Source organism: Microcoleus sp. S13_C5 (assembly GCF_036700845.1).
Classification (GTDB): Bacteria; Cyanobacteriota; Cyanobacteriia; order Cyanobacteriales; family Microcoleaceae; genus Microcoleus.
On sequence record NZ_JAUBPR010000091.1, the window covers coordinates 1 to 21,371 of the forward strand.

General features: G+C 45.8%; 17 protein-coding genes. 7 read left to right on the forward strand and 10 right to left on the reverse strand.

Annotated elements, in window-relative coordinates:
• Positions 1-149: 149 nt before the first annotated feature.
• The 3 genes from QUA04_RS20955 to QUA04_RS20965 form a co-directional block, all read right to left on the reverse strand.
• Entirely contained in the window at positions 150-677 is a 528-nt protein-coding gene (locus tag QUA04_RS20955; protein ID WP_333260167.1) for a GNAT family N-acetyltransferase, read from the reverse strand.
• A 42-nt stretch (positions 678-719) separates the two neighbouring features.
• Complete coding sequence (locus tag QUA04_RS20960) at positions 720-2,606, reverse strand: glycosyltransferase family 39 protein (RefSeq protein ID WP_333260170.1); 1,887 nt, start codon at positions 2,604-2,606, stop codon at positions 720-722.
• Between the two features lie 322 nt (positions 2,607-2,928).
• Positions 2,929-3,507, reverse strand: a complete 579-nt coding sequence (locus QUA04_RS20965; protein WP_333260171.1) for a hypothetical protein — start codon at positions 3,505-3,507, stop codon at positions 2,929-2,931.
• Between the two features lie 354 nt (positions 3,508-3,861).
• On the opposite strand from QUA04_RS20965, the gene QUA04_RS20970 reads away from it, so the two are divergent.
• Positions 3,862-4,194 (forward strand): DUF565 domain-containing protein, encoded by a 333-nt coding sequence (locus QUA04_RS20970; protein ID WP_333260174.1) that lies wholly within the window; start codon positions 3,862-3,864, stop codon positions 4,192-4,194.
• Between the two features lie 313 nt (positions 4,195-4,507).
• Positions 4,508-5,647, forward strand: coding sequence for a glycerate kinase (locus QUA04_RS20975; protein ID WP_333260214.1), 1,140 nt, complete (start codon positions 4,508-4,510; stop codon positions 5,645-5,647).
• A 232-nt stretch (positions 5,648-5,879) separates the two neighbouring features.
• On the opposite strand, the gene QUA04_RS20980 is transcribed toward QUA04_RS20975, so the two are convergent.
• Positions 5,880-6,248, reverse strand: coding sequence for a hypothetical protein (locus QUA04_RS20980; RefSeq protein WP_333260177.1), 369 nt, complete (start codon positions 6,246-6,248; stop codon positions 5,880-5,882).
• A gap of 327 nt (positions 6,249-6,575) precedes the next feature.
• On the opposite strand from QUA04_RS20980, the gene QUA04_RS20985 reads away from it, so the two are divergent.
• Positions 6,576-7,103, forward strand: coding sequence for an orange carotenoid protein N-terminal domain-containing protein (locus QUA04_RS20985; protein WP_333042028.1), 528 nt, complete (start codon positions 6,576-6,578; stop codon positions 7,101-7,103).
• Between the two features lie 249 nt (positions 7,104-7,352).
• On the opposite strand, the gene QUA04_RS20990 is transcribed toward QUA04_RS20985, so the two are convergent.
• Positions 7,353-9,221, reverse strand: coding sequence for a PAS domain-containing sensor histidine kinase (locus QUA04_RS20990; protein ID WP_333260180.1), 1,869 nt, complete (start codon positions 9,219-9,221; stop codon positions 7,353-7,355).
• Between the two features lie 397 nt (positions 9,222-9,618).
• Between QUA04_RS20990 and QUA04_RS20995 the strand changes: the two genes are divergently transcribed.
• Both QUA04_RS20995 and QUA04_RS21000 read left to right on the forward strand, forming a co-directional pair.
• Positions 9,619-10,338 carry a response regulator transcription factor gene (locus tag QUA04_RS20995; protein WP_333057024.1) on the forward strand — a complete coding sequence of 240 codons (720 nt, stop codon included), beginning with the start codon at positions 9,619-9,621 and terminating at the stop codon, positions 10,336-10,338.
• Between the two features lie 485 nt (positions 10,339-10,823).
• Positions 10,824-12,476, forward strand: a complete 1,653-nt coding sequence (locus tag QUA04_RS21000; protein WP_333260183.1) for an alpha-amylase family glycosyl hydrolase — start codon at positions 10,824-10,826, stop codon at positions 12,474-12,476.
• A gap of 118 nt (positions 12,477-12,594) precedes the next feature.
• On the opposite strand, the gene QUA04_RS21005 is transcribed toward QUA04_RS21000, so the two are convergent.
• On the reverse strand, positions 12,595-15,228 hold the full coding sequence (locus QUA04_RS21005) for an EAL domain-containing protein (protein WP_333260186.1): 2,634 nt from the start codon (positions 15,226-15,228) through the stop codon (positions 12,595-12,597).
• A gap of 402 nt (positions 15,229-15,630) precedes the next feature.
• Positions 15,631-16,434 carry a DUF2267 domain-containing protein gene (locus QUA04_RS21010; protein WP_333260189.1) on the reverse strand — a complete coding sequence of 268 codons (804 nt, stop codon included), beginning with the start codon at positions 16,432-16,434 and terminating at the stop codon, positions 15,631-15,633.
• Positions 16,435-16,978: 544 nt separating this feature from the next.
• Between QUA04_RS21010 and QUA04_RS21015 the strand changes: the two genes are divergently transcribed.
• Complete coding sequence (locus tag QUA04_RS21015; RefSeq protein WP_333260192.1) at positions 16,979-17,437, forward strand: response regulator; 459 nt, start codon at positions 16,979-16,981, stop codon at positions 17,435-17,437.
• Here QUA04_RS21015 and QUA04_RS21020 read toward each other — a convergent pair.
• The 3 genes from QUA04_RS21020 to QUA04_RS21030 form a co-directional block, all read right to left on the reverse strand.
• Complete coding sequence (locus QUA04_RS21020; protein WP_333260194.1) at positions 17,406-17,825, reverse strand: DUF2294 domain-containing protein; 420 nt, start codon at positions 17,823-17,825, stop codon at positions 17,406-17,408. The two genes, QUA04_RS21015 and QUA04_RS21020, sit on opposite strands and share 32 nt — an antisense overlap.
• 108 nt (positions 17,826-17,933) lie before the next feature.
• Positions 17,934-18,311, reverse strand: coding sequence for a BON domain-containing protein (locus tag QUA04_RS21025; protein WP_333260197.1), 378 nt, complete (start codon positions 18,309-18,311; stop codon positions 17,934-17,936).
• 277 nt (positions 18,312-18,588) lie between these two features.
• Complete coding sequence (locus tag QUA04_RS21030) at positions 18,589-20,244, reverse strand: alpha-amylase family glycosyl hydrolase (protein WP_333260200.1); 1,656 nt, start codon at positions 20,242-20,244, stop codon at positions 18,589-18,591.
• An 841-nt stretch (positions 20,245-21,085) separates the two neighbouring features.
• Between QUA04_RS21030 and QUA04_RS21035 the strand changes: the two genes are divergently transcribed.
• Positions 21,086-21,334, forward strand: coding sequence for a hypothetical protein (locus tag QUA04_RS21035; protein WP_333260202.1), 249 nt, complete (start codon positions 21,086-21,088; stop codon positions 21,332-21,334).
• Positions 21,335-21,371: the final 37 nt, after the last annotated feature.

Below are 21,371 nucleotides of genomic sequence, written 5' to 3' on the forward strand. Positions count from 1 at the left end.
TTCAACGGAAAAACTTTGGGGTTCCCACTTTTCACAACTGATAAAAAAATTCCACCCACATCTGCGGAATGTGGGATTTAATGCTCCAACCGAGAACCTTCAAATTACCGCCAAAACCAGTGACTAAAACAGCCAAACGGCGTTACAGTTCAAGTCGGATGATATTCATCCCTGCTTATTTGCCATCGCCATATCTTGCCTTCTTCAGGATCGTCTACCTCTGTAATGAACTTCATTCCCACTTTTTGCAACACGCTATTCGAGGCATTTTTTTCAGCTAAAGTGTGAGCGATGACTGCTTTCACCTCCTCGTGAGCGAAAGCATAATCGATCATTCCCTGTGCCACATCAGTTGCAAATCCGCGATTCCAATATTCGGAAGCAATTTCATAACCTATCTCTATAGTCCCCGACTCATCAGGTGAGCCTTTGAAACCTCCATTGCCGACAAGCACTTGATTTTTTGGATGAATAAAGAAGTAGTTGTGGCAGTCAGTTGGAGGCGGATTGGATTCGCAAGATTCGTCAGCAGGGAGGGAAAATGCTTCCGGGAAAAGAGGCCAGCTATTAGGCACTATGACATTTAAAATTGCTGCAAGCTCGCTTTTACTTCGTAAGAAAGCTTCTACGTGAATCCTTTCGACGGCAAGTAGTTTAAGATTCTTAGTTGTAATCATTTTTCTACCTTGTTTAACAAGTATGAGCTCACACTCTAGGCACTATCGAAATGCTGTTCTCGGAACCCTGGCGAGTTGGTAAGCGCCCCGACTGTCCAATAATTGATATTGATTTGGCTGCAATCCTAATTCCACAAATTTCTCAGGATATCCCAGCAACAAAATAGAGGGAGAAGTTGGGTTTTTAGATTCCTTAATGTACTCCATCGCCTTTGTGACAGCTCGGTAATAAGTCACCGGTTCTTGAGTATAAAAAACCAGACTTGGTTTCCAGAAACCAACCATAATAAACTCTTCCCCTGGCAGTTTTTGTTGAACGGCAACCTGTGCTAACTGTCTCAGAGGTAACTGGCGGTTGATATCAACCACTTTGTAGGCCGGAGTAAGACCAAAGATGATAAATGCTACTAACCCGATGAGGTTAGCAACCAAAATCCAGCGCTGTTGCCGGTGCCACAGTAAAAGTGCGATCGCCACCGCCGCAGTTATCCAAATCACACCGCCTACAATCAGCAATCCCGACTGCTGAATTGCTTGGGGAAAATTGGGCATAGCCGGGTCGTCTCCCAGCCAGTTGTAGCAGTAGAAAGTTGCTCCGGCTATAATTAATAAAAATATGACATTGAAAATGTATGTAACTAACAGCCCTCGCGGTAAAGAATTCGGTTTTGTGTCTAACTTTATCCGCCTGTGATCAGGTTCGTTTCCTGCAATAATATCGCTCCACAGCAGCGTTACCAAAATCGCAGCGGCGGGGATTAAAGGCAATACATAACTGGGCAATTTGGTCACGGCAATCGTAAAAAAGCAAAAGACGCAGCCGAACCAAAATAGGGCAAATAAACTCAACTGAGCAGATCGCGGTTGACGACGCCAGTAACTGCGCTGCCAAAAACGGGTACGGGCGATCGCCACCGGCAAATAAATCGACCAAGGTGCAAAACCAACTAGCACTATAAAAAAGTAAAAATACCAAGGTGCCGAGTGCTTGTTGACTACTCCAGTAAAACGCTGGAAATTGTGATAGCCAAAAAAGCTGTCAATATAAGTTTGACCGTTGGCTAAAATAACCAAAATGTACCAAGGCAAGGCGATCGCCAGAATAATTAAGATTCCCGACACCGGACGCATTTCGCGCCAAAGTTGCCGAAAATTTCCCAAATAAAGCCCAAAACCGCCAATAATCAGCGCTGGTACGACAATTCCCACAGGCCCCTTAGCCAGAACTGCTAAGGCAATTAGTACGTAAAAAGTCACATACCACTTATTGGGAAATAGGGAAGCGGAAACGGGGGAAAATTCTGCTTGTTCTCTCTGTTCTTCTAGAGTGTAACCAAGGAAAAATGCGAGTAGTGCCGAACACATACAGCCGACTAATAGCATATCTGAAACGCCAGTCCGTCCCCAGGCAATAGTTTGGGGATTTAAAGCTATTAGGGCAGCACCAATCCAAGGAGTAGAAAAAAACAGGGGAAGACGGCGAGTTTTGAGTTTTGAGTTTTGAGTGGGGAAGAATTTTCCTTCTTCCTCCTTCCTTCTTCCTTCTTCTTCCTTCCTTCTTCCTTCTTCTTTCCATAGGGTATAGAATCCGAGGCAAGTCAGACCGATCGCGCACAAGGCCGAGGGAAGACGCACGGCCCATTCGTTAACGCCCAGAGTGCGGTAAGCCACCGCCATCAGCCAGTAAATCAACGGTGGCTTGTCAAACCTCGTTTCGCCGTTGAAATAAGGAGTGATCCAATCCCCTCTCACCGTCATTTGACGGGCGGCTTCGGCAAACAGCGGTTCCGTTTCGTCAACTAAACCGATGTTGCCGAGATTCCACACGAAACCTACCCAGGCGATCGCGAACAGCCACAACAGCGACAGCAGCTTTGGTGCGATCGGGCGATTTCTAAACTCTGACAAACTTTTAATAACTTCCTTCACCTAAACTTCCTGCGATTTTAGATTTAAAATTGTAGCTCGCATAGAGAGTCTACCGAAAGATTCGCATTCTCGAAACTCCCAATTCGAGCGCATCCGGTTAAACAGAGATGTTGCACCATTCTCAACAAGGCTTTTATGGGCGGGCTCTCCTGCCCAACCCCTACTCCCCACAAAAAAATTCACTCTTTGTGGAACAGGCATCTTGCCTGTTCTTTATAATGATGCCGCTATGTGAGTTTAACCCCCCATAGTGGCACCATTCTCAACAAGACCGTATCAACCGGGTTTCTCGACCAAAATCTCGGCACCTGCAGCTAAGCGTTCACGGCTGCAAAATTAATTGCCATTCTCCGGCTGTGTTGTTCCAAGCGGGCGAGGGTGTCTCCCCGGCGACGTAAGGCCCCCAGTAGCGGCGAGAACCATCCTGAGCAAAAACGACCAGAATGTCTCCCCGTTTGACTTGTAAATTGCCCTCCGGCAGCGATAGCATCAGGCCCTTGCCGCCGCCTTCCCCCGGTGCAAAATCCCAGTGTGCGGGTTTGCCGTAGGATTCCTTGGCTTGCCGTTTCGACAGCAGGGCCACTCGCACTGGGTGTTCACTGCGGTTGCTGACGCGCAAACGGCCGGAGGCTTTAGCATCTACAGGGATTGAGGAAAGCAATTCCTCCTCTGACTCTGGGGGGGTTGGTGTTGAGTCGGGTTTGGGATCGCGGGCGGTGTCTGCAGAACCTGTCGCGACTGGGGAAACGGGGGGTATTGGGGGGAGTGCGGTGGCTTGTGAGGGCCAATCGCTGGACTGATTTGAACCGTTGGAGATAGTGATTTCAAAACGTCCTAGAAACATTCCTGTAATTAGGACGATCGACGCTCCAATTACGATCTGGTAAATTTTAAGATTCATAAATTTTAGGCTTAAAGGATAGACTGCACCCGCAATTAGTCTTAACTATTTTTAATGTAAAACCAGGGGCTGCTGTGCCACAAGATACAGTTACACTTAATTTCTTGACCGTTCTCGGCTATAAGTCGCCGATCGCTCAATACCATCTTAGATGTTAAATTTGAGATTTTAGATGGCGACATACTGACTGCGGTAAGGATTTGGAGTTGGTCGGGAGGGTCTTTTGTTTACTCATCGTTATAGCTTTTAATACCCGTTGAAAAAAAGAGTGCCACTATAGGCCCGTACTCCAAACCCCAATAGTCATCAGTTATTCCGCATCTCAAATCTCAAATCTCAAATTGTATAACTTTTATGCAGAATACCCGAATTAACAGATTGATTGATGCTCTGGGCGATCGCTTCGGAGACTGGTTGAGCAATCCTTGGCGGCGGATTTCACTTCTGCTAATTAGTCTGCTGTTCGGCACTTTTTTGGGAACTGCTATTTCGACAATCGCCGGACAAGCTGCTGATTGGGATATTATCGCGGCCGGGCTGTTGGTGTTGTTGACGGAGTTCGCGAGCTGGCTGGTTTACGGCGGCCCGCGGCCTGTAGCCCGTTCTTTTTGGGTAGATATGCTCAATGCTCTTAAAATTGGCGTCACTTACAATTTATTTGTGGAGGCTTTCAAGCTTGGGTCTTAAAAAGAGGGGAAATATTTGTCGGTTGTAGATAATATTCCTACAAACCTGCTCTTAAAAAAAATTGCATCTGTATGGGCGTGTAGCGTCAGTCGATTGTAGATTTTAGACTTTCGGCGTCAGCGCTTAGTCAGTGAATTTTAGATTTGAGATTTATTCCACAGATGAATCTGGGAAATTGAACTAAGGTCGAAATTCTTAATCGGTCTACGACATGAGTCGGGGGCTTATATTCGTTGTTGGGTGGGGTTAAATATTTGTCAAGGGGAGATAATATTTGTACAAAACCCGCCCCCGCATCAAGAGCTTGGAGAATATGGATCGATCGACTGTAACCCCTGTTGAAATTTTATATCGATGGCAAGCCGGCAATCGCCCGATCGCGCCCGACTTCGATCCCCTGGCTTTTTGGGAACTTGCGGATGATTTGCGATCGCGCGCTTTTGGGATTACTCCTGACAGTGTAGTCGATGTTGTCCGCAGCAAAACTGATTTATTCTTTTCTATTCTTGGGGAACTCCATACTTTTCCTCTCAAGTCAACTGTTTTCCTCGAAACTTTGTGGAATCTGTGGCTGCCGCTGGCCATGCAATTATCGACGACCAAACAAAGTTTAAACCGTCCTTTAATTCAAGGAATTTTAGGAGGGCAAGGAACGGGAAAAACTACTTTATGCCAAGTTTTGAGGCTGATTCTGGGAAAATTGGGATATTCTACTGTCAGCCTTTCTTTAGACGATCTTTACAAGACTTATGCCGATCGCCAACAACTCCAAAAAGCAGACCCGCGTTTAATTTGGCGCGGTCCCCCCGGCACTCACGATATTGACTTGGGAATCGCAGTTTTAGACAAGTTGCGCGGTTCTCTAACTGACAATTTAGCAGCAGGTGACAATCCCAAATCTGATGCCCTTAAACCGGATTTAATTAATAAAAATATAGAAATTCCCAGGTTTGACAAATCAGCCTATGGAGGTGCAGGAGATAGAAGTCAACCCGAAATTATTTCCGGTGCGGATATTGTACTTTTTGAAGGTTGGTTTGTCGGCGTGAATCCCGTGGTTGATGCCAAATTAAACGAGTTTTTGGCGACTGCACCGTTTCCGATTTTCACAGAAAGCGACTGTCAGTTTGCGCGCGATATGAATGCGAAGCTGCACGACTATCTGCCACTGTGGAACCGATTAGATCGGTTGATGGTTTTGTATCCCCAAGATTATCGCATTTCTCAAGTGTGGCGCAATCAGGCGGAACGGGAAATGATGGCGGCGGGGAAGTCGGGAATGTCAGAAGCTGAAATTAATCGGTTTGTTGAATATTTCTGGAAAGCGCTGCATCCCGAGTTATTTATTAAGTCGATGCTGGAGGGCGATCGCGTTGATTTAGTAATTGAAATTTTGGACGATCGCACTGTGGGCAAAATTTGTCGGGCGATCGACTTAAAATTAAGCGATTAGAAAAACTTAAAATTAATGCTTTGAGGACACAACAATGTTGTGTCCCTACCCTATTGCAGCCTTTCAGGACACAACATTGTTGTGTCCCTACTGTATGGCAGCTTATCGTGTACTCACTTGACAATTCAGGACTTATGCAAAACGTGATTTGACGCGGGAATTATAGGGGTAAGGCGGGGCATCAGCACCCTACAATACAGAGGTTTTGCATCGAGGATGGAGAATTTCTCAATTAACTGCCAGGAGTCCCAAGATCGATCGCTTTCTGCATCACATCGTCGGTAACTTCGCCCGGTGTACCTGTGGGCTTAATTTCCTGAGCCATCGAACGAAAATCATTGGGATTGCCGCTTGTATCTGCCGGCTTTGCAATATTATCTTGAGCAGCGGGAATAGGAAATTTAGGTGCAGTTGCAGCGGCGGCAGCTTGAGCGCCGGCACCCGTGCGATCGATGTCACTAACGCTGAATTCTTTTGAAGCTTCGTAGTCTGCTGATACATTAACGGTCGGCAACTTTTGTTCTCCAGCTTCCGCGCTTTCTGTGATCTGCTGAGCGTCAAAGTTTTCAATGTTATTGACTTCTGTATTGATTTCAGACATAGCCGACTCCTTGCTAGTTTTATTTAACAATTCACTGTATCAATTATTACTTTAGTCCCCGGCTTTTTCATCTACCCGCAGATGTATCGTTGGCTTCTATCTTAAGGATGATTTATTCTAGGGTGGTGTGTTAACATTACACCACTTTCCGAAAAAAATGCAGCTTTAGGCAAGCTCCCAACCCATACATACTAAGCCATTCCCCATTGTTTAATCTAAAATCTAAAATCTAAAATCTAAAATCGTATTACCTCTCGGGGATGGTGACTTGTACTTACAAATCTTGATATTTGTATATTCTGGAAGCATTTTTAAGGAATTTTGTTTATGAACTCACCCGCCGCCACCAATCCTCACTCTCTCTCCAACGACACTAAAAACATCGTTCAGACAATCAACGGGTTGGGTACAGATGAAAAACTGGCGCTGCTCTACTTTGTTTATGAAAAAATGGGAGATTCAATTACACCAGCCGCTCCCGCCGCCGCCGAACCAGAATTAGCTCCCATGCTGCTGGATGATTTTTACAAGCTTTCCCATGACCAACAACTGAATATAATGCGCGGTATTGTCAACCGCGACGACACGCCCTATTCCCACGCTTACGGAGCTTTAACTGCTAACAATCAGTTGGTAGTTTGGTATGCTTGGGCTATTGGTATGGGGGAAACAATTGTCGATATCCCCGAAGGATATGAGGCAACTGAGGCTGTCAATGGCGTGTTGGGTCAAATTGAAGGTCTTGAGTTTGAACAGCAAATTACAGTGCTGCGCGACGTAGCTAATAATATGGGCTACACCGATGTTAAACCAATTGCTACTCAGGCGGAAGTAGGGAAAACTTCTAGTCTGTAGATAAGAGTCTGCTGTTGCAACTTATCCTACACAAACTCTCCTCCTAGCAGAGAGGGACTCAAGAATAAAGGAATTACCCAAAACCTCTATATGTAGGGTGCGCCGAGGTGCACCCTACCGCTATAATTAGTAGGTAAAACCTTTTTTTGCTCTTACTCATATTTATTCTTTCGTCTCTTACAGAGGGACGAAGGTTTTTGTATGATCAGTTAAAATCGGCTCTTCTGAGAAATATAAAAAGGTCTTCAGTCAGCCAGTGAGTTTTTTAGGGTAAACTTTTCGCGGGAATTCGATCCGAAATATCGAACCTTTTTTGGGTTGACTTTCGGCAGTAATTGTACCGTTGATCATCTTGACTAAAGAAGCACAAATAGCTAGTCCTAAACCGGTGCCTGGATATTGGCGAGTTGTGGTTTGGTCGCCTTGGTGGAACTTGTCGAAAATGTGGGGAATATCCTTTTCACAGATGCCGATTCCTGTATCCCGAACGGTGATAATTAGCCGAGCGCAATTTAATTCCCGCACTTCAATGTAAATGCTGCCCTGATGTGTGAATTTAACCGCGTTGGAAACGAGATTAACCAAAATTTGCCGCAGACGCAACTTGTCATTAACTATAAACTGATCCTGCAAGCAGACGCTGAGGGACATTACCACATTCTTTTCGGCGGCTTGATTTTGGAATTCCAGGGCGACATCCATTACTAAATGCGCTAAATCAAATTTTTCACTCTTTAATTCTGTGCGGCCACTCTCGATTTTGGAGAGGTCGAGGATATCGTTAATCAGCAGTAGCAGATTTTTGCCGTTATCTAAAATGCGCCCCACCATTTCTGTTTGCTGGGCGGTCAGCAGTTGTTTGTGCTGGCGCAGCAGCAATTGGGAAAAGCCGATAATCGCATTCATGGGAGTTCGCAATTCGTGGGACATAATGCCCAAAAATTGCGATTTTAACTTGGCTGCTTCTAGGAGTTGCAATTTTTGCTGTTGAATGCGTCGCCCCTGATTTTCCAGTTCTTCCTGCTGACGAATTAGCAGCTCGTTTTGCAAGTCTAAAAGCTGTTCCTGCTTTTTTAATTTTTCGATCGCCAGCGCGTTGTTAATCGCGATCGCAGCTTGTTTTCCCATCACCGCCAGCAGTTGCTGAGTCTGCCAGTCAATCGCCCTGCTGTCTTTCCCGTTGCCGATGGCCAACACACCCAAACGCCCGCTTGGCCCCGACTCGATCGCCGCTGCACAAGCCGCCGCCGGCAGCAAGCCGTCGCTAGACTCCGACCTCAACAATACAGGCTCTCCCGTCGCAAATGCTTTCCACAGCAGCTTGTTTTGCACGTGCGGGGTTTTGCCCTTACCAAAGTTTTCCTTACCCCCGACAGCGCTGACTTTGAGGCCGCTGCAATCGTACTCCAGGAGAGCAATTAGGCAAAATTCCGCTCCTACGATCGCCTCTACAGTCGCATCCGCAATGCCTTGCAACAACTGGCACAAGCTACCCGCGCGCTGGCTCAACAGATTTGTAAATCGATCAATCGCGTGCAACTCGTCTTCCGCGTCCCTTACCGTCCCGGCTTCACACAAATTTTTTGCTGTGAAATTGTCTTCCGAGGGCACTTGATGGGGCAAAAATTCAGGTTCTGCTTGGGGTTCGGCTGGAGTGTTTTGGATGGCGTCGATGTCTGTGTAGGTCCCCACCCACTCCAAAACTTCCTGACTGTCTAGATTAGCGGGCCCTCCTCTGGCCAGGTGCCAGCGGTAAGTGCCCTCTCGCGTCTGCAGACGAAATAGAATTTCGTAGCTGGGTGGCGGGAACTTAGAAGTCTGCGATCTCGCCAATAGACGAGGGCGGTCTTCTGGGTGGACGCGCGCCAGATAGCCGAAACCCAAAGCTGCTGCTGCTGGTAAGCCCGTGTACTCCTCCCAGCGGTCACAGAAATAAGTCGCCCAGCCGTCGGCCTGTGTTTTCCAAACAATGTGAGGAATTGCCGACCACAGGCGATCTTCCTGAGTTTCGCAGTCGCAAACTTGCGGTTGGGGGGAGGTTATTTCAGATACTTTGTGTAAGATTTCCGAGTCGGAAAACTCCGACTGAAAAGACTTATTGGCGTGATACTGAGTCATAACAGGTTATATAAATAAGCATTGGACTTGAGCCCTAACACCGGCTAAAGACTCGTGCTGCTAGCTTTATTGATTTTGACGGCTCAAGTGCATCAAAATTTTTTATACTTTAAATCTATCTGGGTAGTGGAATCCTTACCTCTATCAACGGGCGGACAATGAGATAATTTAGTTAAACTGTTGAAACATTGAGAGCTTACCTGTCCCGATCAGGCTCGTGCAGGCATCGTCGCAAAATAACTTAAAAATTAACTTGCATTCTTGGCGACTGCATGAGTATGCTTTAAAATGATGTGCGACCTGTAAAACCCTAAATCAGGACACATTCTCAAATTTTCTCAGTTTAGCTGAGTCAGTTGACCATATTTTAAAAATTTAGCGGACTATTGGAAGAAAGATGAGTAAAATTCGCGTTGCTTTGGTAGAAGACCATGACCTGACCAGAGTCGGCATCCGCACAGCTTTACAACAGCGTGACACGATAGAAGTGGTCGGCGATGCAGCTAACGCTACAGAGGGATTGAAACTGCTTCAGTCTTCAAAACCTGACGTGGCAATTGTAGACATTGGCTTGCCGGATTTTGACGGCATTGAACTTACACAAAAGTTCAAAAAATCGGTAGCGGAGTCCGATCCCGATACAAAAATTTTGATTCTTACTTTTCAGGACAATGAAGAAGAAGTTCTGGCAGCTTTTGCCGCCGGAGCTGACTCTTACTGCATGAAAGATATTAGCTTCGATCAGTTATTAGATGTAGTAAAAGTAACTCACGAAGGTAACTCTTGGATCGATCCGGCGATCGCCCGTATCGTCCTGAAACAAGCTCGCACTCAGGAACCCGCGCCGGAAGAACCGAAGGCTGAGGGCAAAAGAGTCACAATTAAGGCTGCCGAACCTGAGTTCAGTCACATCATTGAGACTTACCCTTTAACCGAGCGGGAATTAGAGGTTTTGGAACTGATCGTACAGGGTTACAGCAATGCTGCAATCGCCGAAAAGCTTTACATTACTGTCGGTACAGTCAAGACTCACGTCCGCAATATTTTGAACAAGTTGTGCGCTGATGACCGCACTCAGGCAGCCGTTCTCGCCCTGCGTTCTGGCTTGGTTGGATGATGCCTTATCATCAGGCAAAATCAAGTTAAAAGTAGGGTGCGCCCAGCGCACCTTACGGTCACTGATTAAGGGTGTGCAGTGCACACCGACTGACTAATTGTTACCAAAAAATTAGGGTAGGCAGTGTGCACGAGCCGAGCAATTGTTTATTGTTAAAAAAGTGATAAAGTTTAAATCCGCATCTATCCCTGTACAGATATTTTTTTCACTATTTAAAAAAGTAAATATACCTGAAGATAGATGCTAAGAAAAGGGCATATTACTAATACTTATTGTTGAGCGATCCCCAGTTAGATAAATTTCGATCGCACTGCCGATCTTGCGCGATTTCACTTCATAAAAGGCAGAGACAGAGGCGAGATTACGATAATTTTAGGAAGAGTTAAGCCTTAAAAAAATTATATCCGTAGAGTGATGCTGAGTTCGCTTAAATTTGCGAAATTAAAAGTATCAACTGCTACTGAAATATTTTAGAAAGAGGTATTATGGCCGCCCCAATTGAATTCAAGTTATTTGCTCCCTACAACAAAGGAGCTGCCTTGATTGGCTCTTTTTCTAATTGGGAAGATATTCCGATGGAAAAGGACGAAGAAGGTTATTTCCGCACGCGAGTTGAGTTGGAGGATGGCGTTTATCAATACAAATTCCGCGTTCAGTCGAAAAGCTGGTTTCTGGAAGCAGATCAGTGGGTGGATGTGGTCGATCCCTACGCCACTGACATCGACAATCCCACTCAAAACGCCGTTGTTCGGATCAAAGATGGCGATCGCATTGTCGATACCTACGTCTGGAAACACGACGACAAACCGCTGCCGGCCGATCGGGAATTAGTGATTTATGAAATGCACATTGCCGACTTTTCTGGCGGCGAAGATGATCCCTTCGCCCGCGGCCAGTACAAGCACGTCGTCGAAAAACTCGATTACCTAGTCGAACTCGGCATCAACGCGATCGAACTCATGCCCATCAAAGAATACCCAGGCGACTACAGTTGGGGCTACAACCCCCGCTACTTCTTCGCTGCCGAGTCCAGCTACGGAACCACAGAAGAACTCAAAAACCTGATAGACGAGTGTCACGGGCGCGGTATTCGCGTCATCATGGACGGGATTTACAACCACTCGGAAGCATCGAGCCCCCTCACTCAAATCGATCACGATTATTGGTACCACCACGAACCCCGCGATCCCGACAACAATTGGGGCCCGGAATTTAACTACGAATTCTACGACGAAAACTTAGGAACTTTCCCGGCGCGCCAATTTGCTGGCGATACAGTCCGCTTCTGGATTCAAGAATATCATCTCGACGGCATTCGTTTCGACGCGGCGCGACAAATTGCTAACTACGATTTCATGCACTGGGTAGTTCAAGAAGCCAAAAATGCCGCCGGCCCCAAACCGTTTTATACCGTTGCCGAATACATTCCCGACGATCCCAGCATCACGAATCTAGACGGGCCGATGGACGGCTGCTGGCACGACAGTTTCTATCACTCGATAATTCCACAACTCTGCGGCGACAATTTTGATTTAGAACGGCTCAAAGAGGTAATCGACTGCAAGCGGCAAGGTTACTTGGGTGCTACGAATGTAGTCAATTATTTGAGTAATCACGATCACGATCGCCTTTTTGCCGAATTGGGCGATCGCGGGATTTTGGATGAAGCAGCATTCAAGCGGGCGAAGTTGGGAACCGTGCTGTTAATGACAGCAGTTGGTGTACCACTGATTTGGATGGGCGAAGAATTTGGCGAATACAAAGCCAAAACAATTGAGCAAGCTAAAATTGACTGGACGCTGCTAGGAAATGACCTGAATAAAGGTTTGTGGGAATACTACAAAGGCTTGATTCACCTGCGTAAAAATAACCAAGCACTTTACACAGAAAACATCGACTTTTTCCACGAAGACCCCGACTCGAAAGTTTTTGCTTACACTCGCTGGAACGATGAAGGTTCGAGAGTTGTAGTAGTGGTGAATTGGTCGGAAAATTATCTAGCGGGTTACACCGTTCCCCACTTTCCGGCAAACGGAACTTGGCACGAATGGACGGGGGATTATGATATTGAATCTGGCGATGACAATATTATGATTGACTTGCCGGAATACGAAGCCAAAGTGTTTGTTTGGGAGTAAGCGGTCAACAATCACGGACGGTGTAACCGGAATCATTGTTGACTGTTGACTGTTGACTGTTCACTGTGAGTCAACAGTCAACAGTCAACAATCACGGACGGTGCAACCGGAATCGATATTATTTCCCAGATCGATTTTCTAGGCACAATTGGGTTATAGCCGCCGCCGGTATTGGTTTGCTAAAGAAGTAACCCTGGCCCATATCGCACTGATGCGATCGCAAAAACGCCAACTGTTCTGCTGTTTCCACTCCCTCAGCAATCACCTGTAAATTCAGCCCCTGTCCCAAGGCGATCGCCAGTTTGACAATAGTAGCACCGCTGCTGCCGGTCACCAAATCAGCCACGAAAGATTTGTCTATTTTTAAATTATTGAGGGGAAAGTTTTTTAGAGACCACAGCGAAGAATAACCGGTCCCAAAATCGTCCAGAGAAATGTGAATTCCCATGTCCTGCAACTGCTGCAATACCGACACCGTAAAGCTCACATCTGTCATGGCAATGCTCTCGGTAATTTCTATTTCTAAATATTCGGGATTTAACTTGGTTTCTGATAAAATTTCAGCGATGATTTGTACCATGTGAGGTTGCAGAAACTGCCGGGCTGATAAATTCACCGCTATCCGCATCGGCGGCAATCCCAGTAACTGCCACGCTCGATTTTGCAAGCAAGCAGTCCGCATCACCCATTCGTCAATTTGGCAGATTAATCCTGTTTCTTCAGCTAAGGGAATAAATCGATCGGGAGGAATCAAACCGCGTTCGGGATGCTCCCAGCGAATCAGAGCTTCTATGCCCACTATTTTGCCAGTATTTAAATTTATTTGCGGTTGATAGTACAGGACAAACTCAGATTTTTTTAGAGCTTTGTAAAGATGATTTTCTAAGTTAAGATCCTCGGAGACTTTACTGCCGATCGCCCGCGTGTAAAACTGATAATTATTGCGACCTTTCTGTTTAGCTTTGTACATCGCAGCATCAGCATTTTTCAGCAAAGTTTCTGCATCTTCTCCGTCGTAAGGAGCCAAAGCAATTCCCAAGCTAGCCTTAATATAAAGTTCCAGACCCTCAAAATCAAAAGGACTGCTTAAACACTGGATAATTTGCTGGCAAATCTTAGTTGCTTCCTCTGGGCTGTTGATATTGTACAGCAGCACTGTAAATTCATCTCCGCCCCAACGAGCCATCGAATCTCCCACGCGCAAACAGTTAGTCAAACGCCGAGATACACTTTGCAGCAACAAATCGCCCACTGGGTGACCGAGAGTATCGTTAACATTTTTAAATCTGTCCAAATCTAGAAAGATTACCGCCAGCATTTCTCCCTTTTGGTGAGCGCTAGCTAAAGCTAAAGACAGCCTTTCATTAAACAGTAATCTATTAGGTAAACCCGTCAATGGGTCGTGAGAAGCTTGATGTCGGATCATCGCCTCGACGCGCCTCTGCATTGCAGCCATGTACAGGTGAGTTCCTAAAGATTGTGCTAGCTTTTGTTCCTCGCTAGTCCACTTTTGAGCTTCGCCTGTTTTGATTTCTTTCCAAGCTGCAAAGGATTTTCGGGGACGATCGTTCCGGGCGTCCGCACTGCAACGGCCCGCCCACAAAATTTCTGTTTCTATAGGGCTGCGAAAAACCGTGAGACAGCCGATGCACTGTTGGCGGTATTGCAGCGGTACTGCCAAAAAGGAACGAATGGAAGCTGCGACTAAATTGGCAGATACAGATTTGAGTTGAGGTTCTTTAGAAATATCGGAAATCGCGTACAAGTGCGGTACGAGAAAACTGGAAATATGGGTGTCAATTGAGCTGTAATGCTGGGAATATAAATTTTCAAAAATACCTACTTGGCTTGTATGATTAGCAGTTTGTGCTTGATCGTCTTGGTTTGCCCTCCACATAATGTGCTGCCAAAACGGGCTGAGTTCAAGGTCGATGTCCGTGGGCTGCTGGCCACAGGTATAAAGCAAAGCGGGCCGATCGCCAAACTCGGCTGCAACGTAGAGTCGCCCTCCTGAACCACGCAAATGCTTGACAGTTTGTTCGAGAACTGCTTTCCGAATTTCGTTTAGTTCCAGAGGAGAATGCAGCAAACTGGTAATTTGGTTGATAACAGCTTCGTCACGCGCTTGCTGTCTAGCTTGACTGAGTAGAAAAGATTGGGCGATCGCAATTGAAAGTTGATCCACAAGCAACTGCACCATTTTCAATTCTCGATCGCTAAACCGTTTCGGTTGGCTGTGATGAGACACCAATAGTCCCCAAAGGTGATTTTGATGCACAATCGGCACCGTCAGAGAAGAACGTGCCCCCATAGCCTTCAGATATTCAGCGTGACAGGGGTCTACAGGACGATAGCTAATATCTTCAACTGCTAAAGTTTTGCCGGTTTCGGGACAATCTAACCGATTAATTGTTTGATGCTTCAATTCCACATCTACAATCACTCGCTGGCGCGCTTTGAGAAACATTTCCCGAGCACTCTGGGGAATGTCGCCTGCTGGAAAGCGCAAACCCAGCATAGATGGCAACTTGTCGCCGTTGATGGACTCAGCAATGACCTCGCCGCTACCATCGGCCTCAAAGCGATAAACTTTTACTCGATCGCTCTCTAAAAAGCTGCGGATTTCTCGGGCAGTTGTCGTCAAAATCTCTTGCAGTTCTAAAGAGTTGCGAATGCGATTGGTAATTCGATTGAGTAAAATCTCTTGTTCTAAAGTCGATCGTGACATTTGTCTAACTTTGGTGCGGGTCATCGCTTTTGAGCTCCCGGGCGGTTGACAGCATTTTTGCGAGCCACAGTCTTAACTTGCCCTGTATTATACATTACAACACTTTCGCGGCCTCTAGGGGTGTGACCGAACCCAAGAGCCAGAAACTCGGTTTATGGGGCTATTTGGGCTTTTTCGACAAATTTCGGTGAGAAACCGGGTTTTTCACAGCACTTACAACGCCAGGAAAGAGCGATCTGACAATTAGTGAGGACGAAAGTCCGATCGAGTTGGATCAGGACTCAAGTCCTCACTAAAAAGCAATTGCACAGCTACAAGACAAAAGCTATAGAGAAACCGACTTAACCAACCAGTATTCTGCCCTCGGGAGGGAGAATACTGGTTTGTCAACCCGGCTGGTAAGTATTTATACCTTAAAAGGTCTGGTTAAGCCGACTCCCAAATTTCCCGAATTCTGTCCGGCAAAAAGCCAGCTATTTCCTTAATTCGCTCCTCGGACAGCTCATCCTTCGTTGCCGAAAATACAGCCGCGATCGCAGTTTCCGGTTTTACTCCTGAAGGAAGTGCGCCTTCTAGTTCCACCCTCCGTGCAAACAAATTGCCATCGATCCCCGCAGGTGCAGGCGGGCCGGTCAAAGGCTGACGTATCCGGCTGAGCAATCCCACCAGCGGATTGGTATCTTTCCAGAGGTCTGCTATTTCTTGTTGCAGGGTTTTGTCATCCGTAGGCAAAACTTCTTTGTGCAATTCAGATTCCACGTGCTCGATGGCGTCTTTTGTCATCACGTCGCGCATGACCCGGTACACTACTTCGGTAATGTCGCGGGCATCAAAAATATCCTCCAAGTGACCTTTTACCAACACTTTTTCCAAAAACGGCATATCCTTTGAAGCGATAGGAACTGCCGATCCTTCGTGGTGGAGCGAGGTGGGAGGATTCGTCTCCATTTTGTGTAACAGTTTGCGGCCTTTTTCTGTTAAGTCAGCTTCTTGGAATGCGACTAAAGGCGGCAATAACTCAGTTCCTCCATAAGGCTCGCCACTAAACTGAGCTTTGATAAATTCCCTTTGGTTGAGGTAGTCCAAATGACCGAGCAATTCTGCTTCCGCCACCGGGTGGCCGACATATTCTTCCGCTGCGTTCCTAATTTCCGACTCTCCCCTGCCGTTTCCGCTGCCAATCTTTTTGAGCAAAATGTAAGTCAGGTCGTCTCTGATTGGAATTGTCATTAAAACCTCCTAGGTTAATATCCGGTAAAGCTCATGTAAAAACTGATTTTTTTTACTGGCTTAAATTGTGATGATTACTACTTAAAAACATTGAAGTATAAAGTAGAGTAATCAAGTATCTCTCAGCAGGTGGAAGTTATTAAAATTAAGTATCGGTTAGAATCTGCCTTTAGGTAGATCCTTGTAAGGGAACCGATGTCTAATGTGGTTAATATCCTAAAAAGCTGTCGCCACTATTCAATGCTATTAAGCGAGGATGCTTTATTGGTAAGACTTTTCGTATTGATTGCGTATTTTTACCAAGGCTGACGCACCAACAGGGCCTCAGTTGGTAATTGGTGCTGGGAGAGATAGAATTAAGCAGATACTATGGGGTTAATCAACTGCGGTCGTTTTGCCCGCAGCTTGTACCGATATTGTATCGGCTTAGACCAAAAACTGGTCATGGGAGAGCTACACATACGAGCCAATCTGTTTCAAGTGCCCCAGCGCCACTTAAAGAATGCCTCGGGAACAAATTTTTTGAGCGTGTCGATCGGCATTTATGAACTATCTTCATTGGGACAATAAATTGGAATCCTCGTCTTGCATTAGCGGTCAACCCCCGGTTGACAAGCGTCCTTTAGTGTTGGCTGTAGACGACAATCCGGACAACTTAGAGCTGCTGACACAAATACTCGATTTATTCGGCTGCGAGTGCGTGGGAGCAGTTGACGGGTACGCAGCTCTTTCAGCAGCAGTCGATCGACAGCCCGACCTAATCGTACTCGACATTTGCCTGCCGGATATAGACGGTATGGAAGTAGTAAAGCGCGCCCAACAAAACCCCGAGATTAGACATATTCCGATTGTCGCTGTCACAGCACTAGCAAAACCAGAAGACCGCGCTCGAATTCTCCAAGCAGGCTGCGTGGAATACCTTTCCAAACCTTTTAACATCAAAGATTTAGAAACAGTTATCCGCCAGCACCTCAACTCTCAACTGGTTTTGGTTGAGTTTTAGATTTATTATAATTAGAATCACGAAATTGAGGTGTAGAGTCCAAAATTGCGATCGTTCCAGTGCGGCCTGTCTCCAAGGTCGCATCGCGGAGCAAATCAGTAACTCCCACGCCCAAAACCTTTTGGATTAATTCTTTCAGTGGCAATTCCAGAACAGATTCTAATTGTGTCCGCACCTGCAAAGCCAAATCTTGCTGACCGTTCTGAGCCAGCAGTTTTTCGGGTTGAGTAAGCCCATTTTCGACAACAATTATCAATTTGTTATCCAAAAGATTGCAGAGCGCCTGACTCGTTGGGTGTCCGAGTTGAGAGCGGTACAAAGCTTGAATTCCCTGCGAAAGAGTCCGTTCTAATTTCCCCCGAGTAGGTTCTAAGGTTTCCCCTGTCATATATTTTATTGAAACCATGATAGATAAAAAAGACTATTAGGAGTTAACAGTTAGCAGTTAAGTTAACTATTAACTCCTAACTGCTAACTGTTAGAAATAACCGTCGCCTTAGCGGACAGAAACTTGATCAGTTTCCACCCCAGTTGCACCCTTAACACCTTTAGCAATTGTCACCAACCTGCTGACAATTTCCTGACTGGGAACTGTACCTTTGAGAACCACCGTAGTGCCAAGTTGAGCCACATAAACAGTCTCAATATCCGCAACATCTGGATTTGCATCGAAAGCCTGAGCCACCCGTTTAGCTAAACCGCTTTGATCGTATTCTCCGTTCAAGCCCATGCGTTCCGGCGGGATTGTCTGAGCGCTCGCAGCAGGTTGAGCCTGACCTTGAGATTGAGCTACAGGTGCTTGGTAAGCAGGAGCATCAACAGTTTCTTGATTTTCTAGTTTTTCTAAACCAAACAATCTTTTTAGCCAGCCCATAGAGTTTGTCCTCCGACAAAGTTTGTGTTAATTGACGTGTTAATTGACGTGTTAATTCACGGTTGGCAAGTCGCCCTGTAATTGTTATTCTCAATACCAGGAATTACGATCGCACTCTTGGATGCAGAAACCGAGTTTTTTTACAAAAAAGTATCGTTACAGCCATCCACCCCGGTAGAAAAACCCGGTTTGTTGAGCTTGGTGCGCCGATCCTAAATACAATTTACTGTTGTACAACTTCGCCGATCATCTGCCTGGAGACATAATTCTCCCGCTCTCAAACAAATACTTGCGCTGACCATTCCGGCAAATCAAACTTAAACCCTTCTTCCCCAACTTCTACGATTTTGTTGTGCATCCACTCGTGCCAAGTTCCTGTAGCCGGAAACTTAGGAATGCAGTAACCCGATAGATAAGTATCCGAAAAATTAGCGACAACTACTGCTCGCGTTCCCTGATCACTCCAGCGATAGTAAGCCAGCACTTTGGCTTCGGGATTTTCGTGGATGAATTCAATATTTTCGGTATAAAGTGCCGGAACTTTTTCCCGCAGCCGAATCACCTGTTTGTAGTATTCCAACAACTCATGATTTGGCTGATTTTTCAGCAAAGACCATTGCAGTTTATTCGGCTGGTTGGGAGTTTGCCGAGTGGATTGTCCAAACTCTTCGCCCATCCACAGCATCGGTATTCCTACTGCTGTGACTAACAAAACTGCTCCCAATTTAGCGCGTTTAAAAGCCGCTTCTTGATCGATATCCCGAAAGCTGGCTTCCGCCAGCAAGTGGTCGCGATCGTGACTGGCTAAATAATTGATCACATTAGTTGTGTTTTGATAGCCTTGTTGTTTGGGTTCTAGAACTTGCTTAAGCTTTTCGATATCGAAAGTATTCGCCCCCAGATTTTCTATGGCAAAAATACGAAAACTTTCGTGCCAGCACCCGTCCATCGGCCCGTCCGCAGCGACGAGTTCGGGAAGTTCGGGAATGTGTTCTGCTATGTTGTAAAATGGCTTGTCGCCGGCGGTTTTTTTCGCTTCACGAGTTATCCAGTGTAGGAAATCTCGATTGTCCAACTGCCGCACAGCATCGTAGCGAATGCCGTCGATATGATATTCTTGAATCCAGAAATTAACGACATCGCCGATGAATTTCCAAGCGGGACGAATGCCGAGTTTTGGGTCGAAATTTTCGTAGTTAAACTCCGGACCCCAGTAGTTAGCCGGATCTTCGGGATAGTGTTTGTCGCGGTAGTACCAATAATTGCGATCGATTAGCAATAAGGGACATTCTTCATCGCAGTGGTTGTAAATCCCGTCCAGAATTACCCGAATGCCCCGTCCGTGGCACTCGTCAATCAATTGCTTCAAATCTGCGGTTTCACCGTAGCTGGACTCTACAGCAAAGAAATCACGGACTTTGTAGCCCCAGCTATAATCGCCCGGATATTCATTAACTGGCATTAGTTCGATCGCATTTATCCCCAAATCGCACAGATAATCTAATTTCTCCCTCACCTGCTGGAATTTACTGTGAGTGTCGGAACCATCGGGCGCGGAAAAATCAGCAACGTGCAGTTCGTAAACGACTAATTCTTCATTATTGGGGAGTTCTTTGTTGTCGTGCTGCCAAACATAGGTATCAATAATTCTCGCGCCTGCTTTGATGCGAACTGTACTTGTATCAGTAGTGCGGTCAATTTCCGTCGCGTAGGGGTCATTGACTTCTACCCATTCGTCCGGTTCAAAACATGGACTTTGCGACTGAACTCGGAATTTGTATTGATAAATACCGTCTTCTAACTTAATGTTAGTGCGGAAATAACCTTTGTCATCTTTTTCTAAGGGAATTTCTGCCCATTGGGAAAAGGAGCCTCGCAGTGTAGCTGCTTTGTTGTTGGGAGCAAAGAGTTTGAATTCAATTGCAGCGGCCATGAATACCTTGTGTTCAGAACATATAAGTGTGATTAGTATTGATTGTTACCATTTTGCAAATCAGTCGCCATCGTTCTTAAGAGTTAAACCTGTAAATCTTATGTTGTAAGGTGCTTGGGGGCGCACCCGAAGGATTTAGTAGTGCGAACCCTAGCGATTGAGTAAGGTGCGCTCCTAGGCACCCGGAAACCTGATTTTAATCAAAAATGTAGTTAAAGTAACTAAAAATTATTAAGTGCTGTTTATGAAAAATAGTCGGGACTGTTTTGAGTTAGTAGTCTGAAACCATTGATTTTCCGTCGGTAGCAAACTTGCCTTGAAGCCTTGAAACGCTTATTCTACGGTTGGCTCTCAAAAACTGTCTGAAGTATTGTATGAAAAGTAATTTAACTTTTGATAACTAAATAAATCGTGGTCAACATTTAACATTTGTAACTAAAGAAACATTTTTTAGCCAACAGGGGTAATACCGTAGAAAGATGTCATTTTATGCGGAAAGAGCGAGGATGAGCGTGTAATTATAAGGCAAGGCAAACCAGAAAAATGAATCCTTTATTCAACTGGGTTTTCCTGCGACTTTAAGCCAAGTTTGAGCCGAGAAGAGCAACGATTATTTTTGCTTATATCTTGGCAGCACTTGTTTTATAGTTTTTGACTCGTAAACTTTGTAGAACCAAAATCAGCTTTAACGACTGCTGCTACCTCAGTAATTGGTAATTGGTGAAAATCTCATTCGTCCCTGTTACCCGTTAGATATTCCGAGCAGTGGCTCTAAGGCTCTAAAAGTTTAATGTGGGATGTTGGCGAATTACCTTTACTGTAAAACTCTGGAGTGTTAAAAATGCTAAAACAAATGTGTTGGTTGCCCAGACTCGGAGGCAATGGAGAAAAGATATTGCACTTGCGTACCGATGCCCGTCAGGCGTGGCGGCCTTATACAGCTTTTCCGCAGTTCGCTGTATCCGACTACCGGGAACCGGGTGGTTCTAAGGGATGGGCAACATTTCAGAAGCTGAGAACTCAAGGGTGGAATTTAATATCGACCGCAGAAGGGCAGCAGTCGATTTTTGGCGAACAGAAAAGTGCTTAAAAAACCCGAAGCCACAGCAATAAAAGAAGAGGTAAAA

What these genes read in the sequence shown, in the direction of transcription:
- QUA04_RS20965 (WP_333260171.1), bottom strand. Translation starts at nt 3,507, where the DNA reads ATGAATCTTAAAATTTACCAGATCGTAATTGGAGCGTCGATCGTCCTA.
- QUA04_RS20995 (WP_333057024.1), top strand. Translation starts at nt 9,619, where the DNA reads ATGAGTAAAATTCGCGTTGCTTTGGTAGAAGACCATGACCTGACCAGA.
- QUA04_RS21025 (WP_333260197.1), bottom strand. Translation starts at nt 18,311, where the DNA reads ATGGGCTGGCTAAAAAGATTGTTTGGTTTAGAAAAACTAGAAAATCAA.
- QUA04_RS20975 (WP_333260214.1), top strand. Translation starts at nt 4,508, where the DNA reads ATGGATCGATCGACTGTAACCCCTGTTGAAATTTTATATCGATGGCAA.
- QUA04_RS21015 (WP_333260192.1), top strand. Translation starts at nt 16,979, where the DNA reads ATGAACTATCTTCATTGGGACAATAAATTGGAATCCTCGTCTTGCATT.
- QUA04_RS20990 (WP_333260180.1), bottom strand. Translation starts at nt 9,221, where the DNA reads ATGACTCAGTATCACGCCAATAAGTCTTTTCAGTCGGAGTTTTCCGAC.
- QUA04_RS20955 (WP_333260167.1), bottom strand. Translation starts at nt 677, where the DNA reads ATGATTACAACTAAGAATCTTAAACTACTTGCCGTCGAAAGGATTCAC.
- QUA04_RS21000 (WP_333260183.1), top strand. Translation starts at nt 10,824, where the DNA reads ATGGCCGCCCCAATTGAATTCAAGTTATTTGCTCCCTACAACAAAGGA.
- QUA04_RS21030 (WP_333260200.1), bottom strand. Translation starts at nt 20,244, where the DNA reads ATGGCCGCTGCAATTGAATTCAAACTCTTTGCTCCCAACAACAAAGCA.
- QUA04_RS21010 (WP_333260189.1), bottom strand. Translation starts at nt 16,434, where the DNA reads ATGACAATTCCAATCAGAGACGACCTGACTTACATTTTGCTCAAAAAG.
- QUA04_RS20985 (WP_333042028.1), top strand. Translation starts at nt 6,576, where the DNA reads ATGAACTCACCCGCCGCCACCAATCCTCACTCTCTCTCCAACGACACT.
- QUA04_RS21005 (WP_333260186.1), bottom strand. Translation starts at nt 15,228, where the DNA reads ATGACCCGCACCAAAGTTAGACAAATGTCACGATCGACTTTAGAACAA.
- QUA04_RS20970 (WP_333260174.1), top strand. Translation starts at nt 3,862, where the DNA reads ATGCAGAATACCCGAATTAACAGATTGATTGATGCTCTGGGCGATCGC.
- QUA04_RS20980 (WP_333260177.1), bottom strand. Translation starts at nt 6,248, where the DNA reads ATGTCTGAAATCAATACAGAAGTCAATAACATTGAAAACTTTGACGCT.
- QUA04_RS21035 (WP_333260202.1), top strand. Translation starts at nt 21,086, where the DNA reads ATGCTAAAACAAATGTGTTGGTTGCCCAGACTCGGAGGCAATGGAGAA.
- QUA04_RS21020 (WP_333260194.1), bottom strand. Translation starts at nt 17,825, where the DNA reads ATGACAGGGGAAACCTTAGAACCTACTCGGGGGAAATTAGAACGGACT.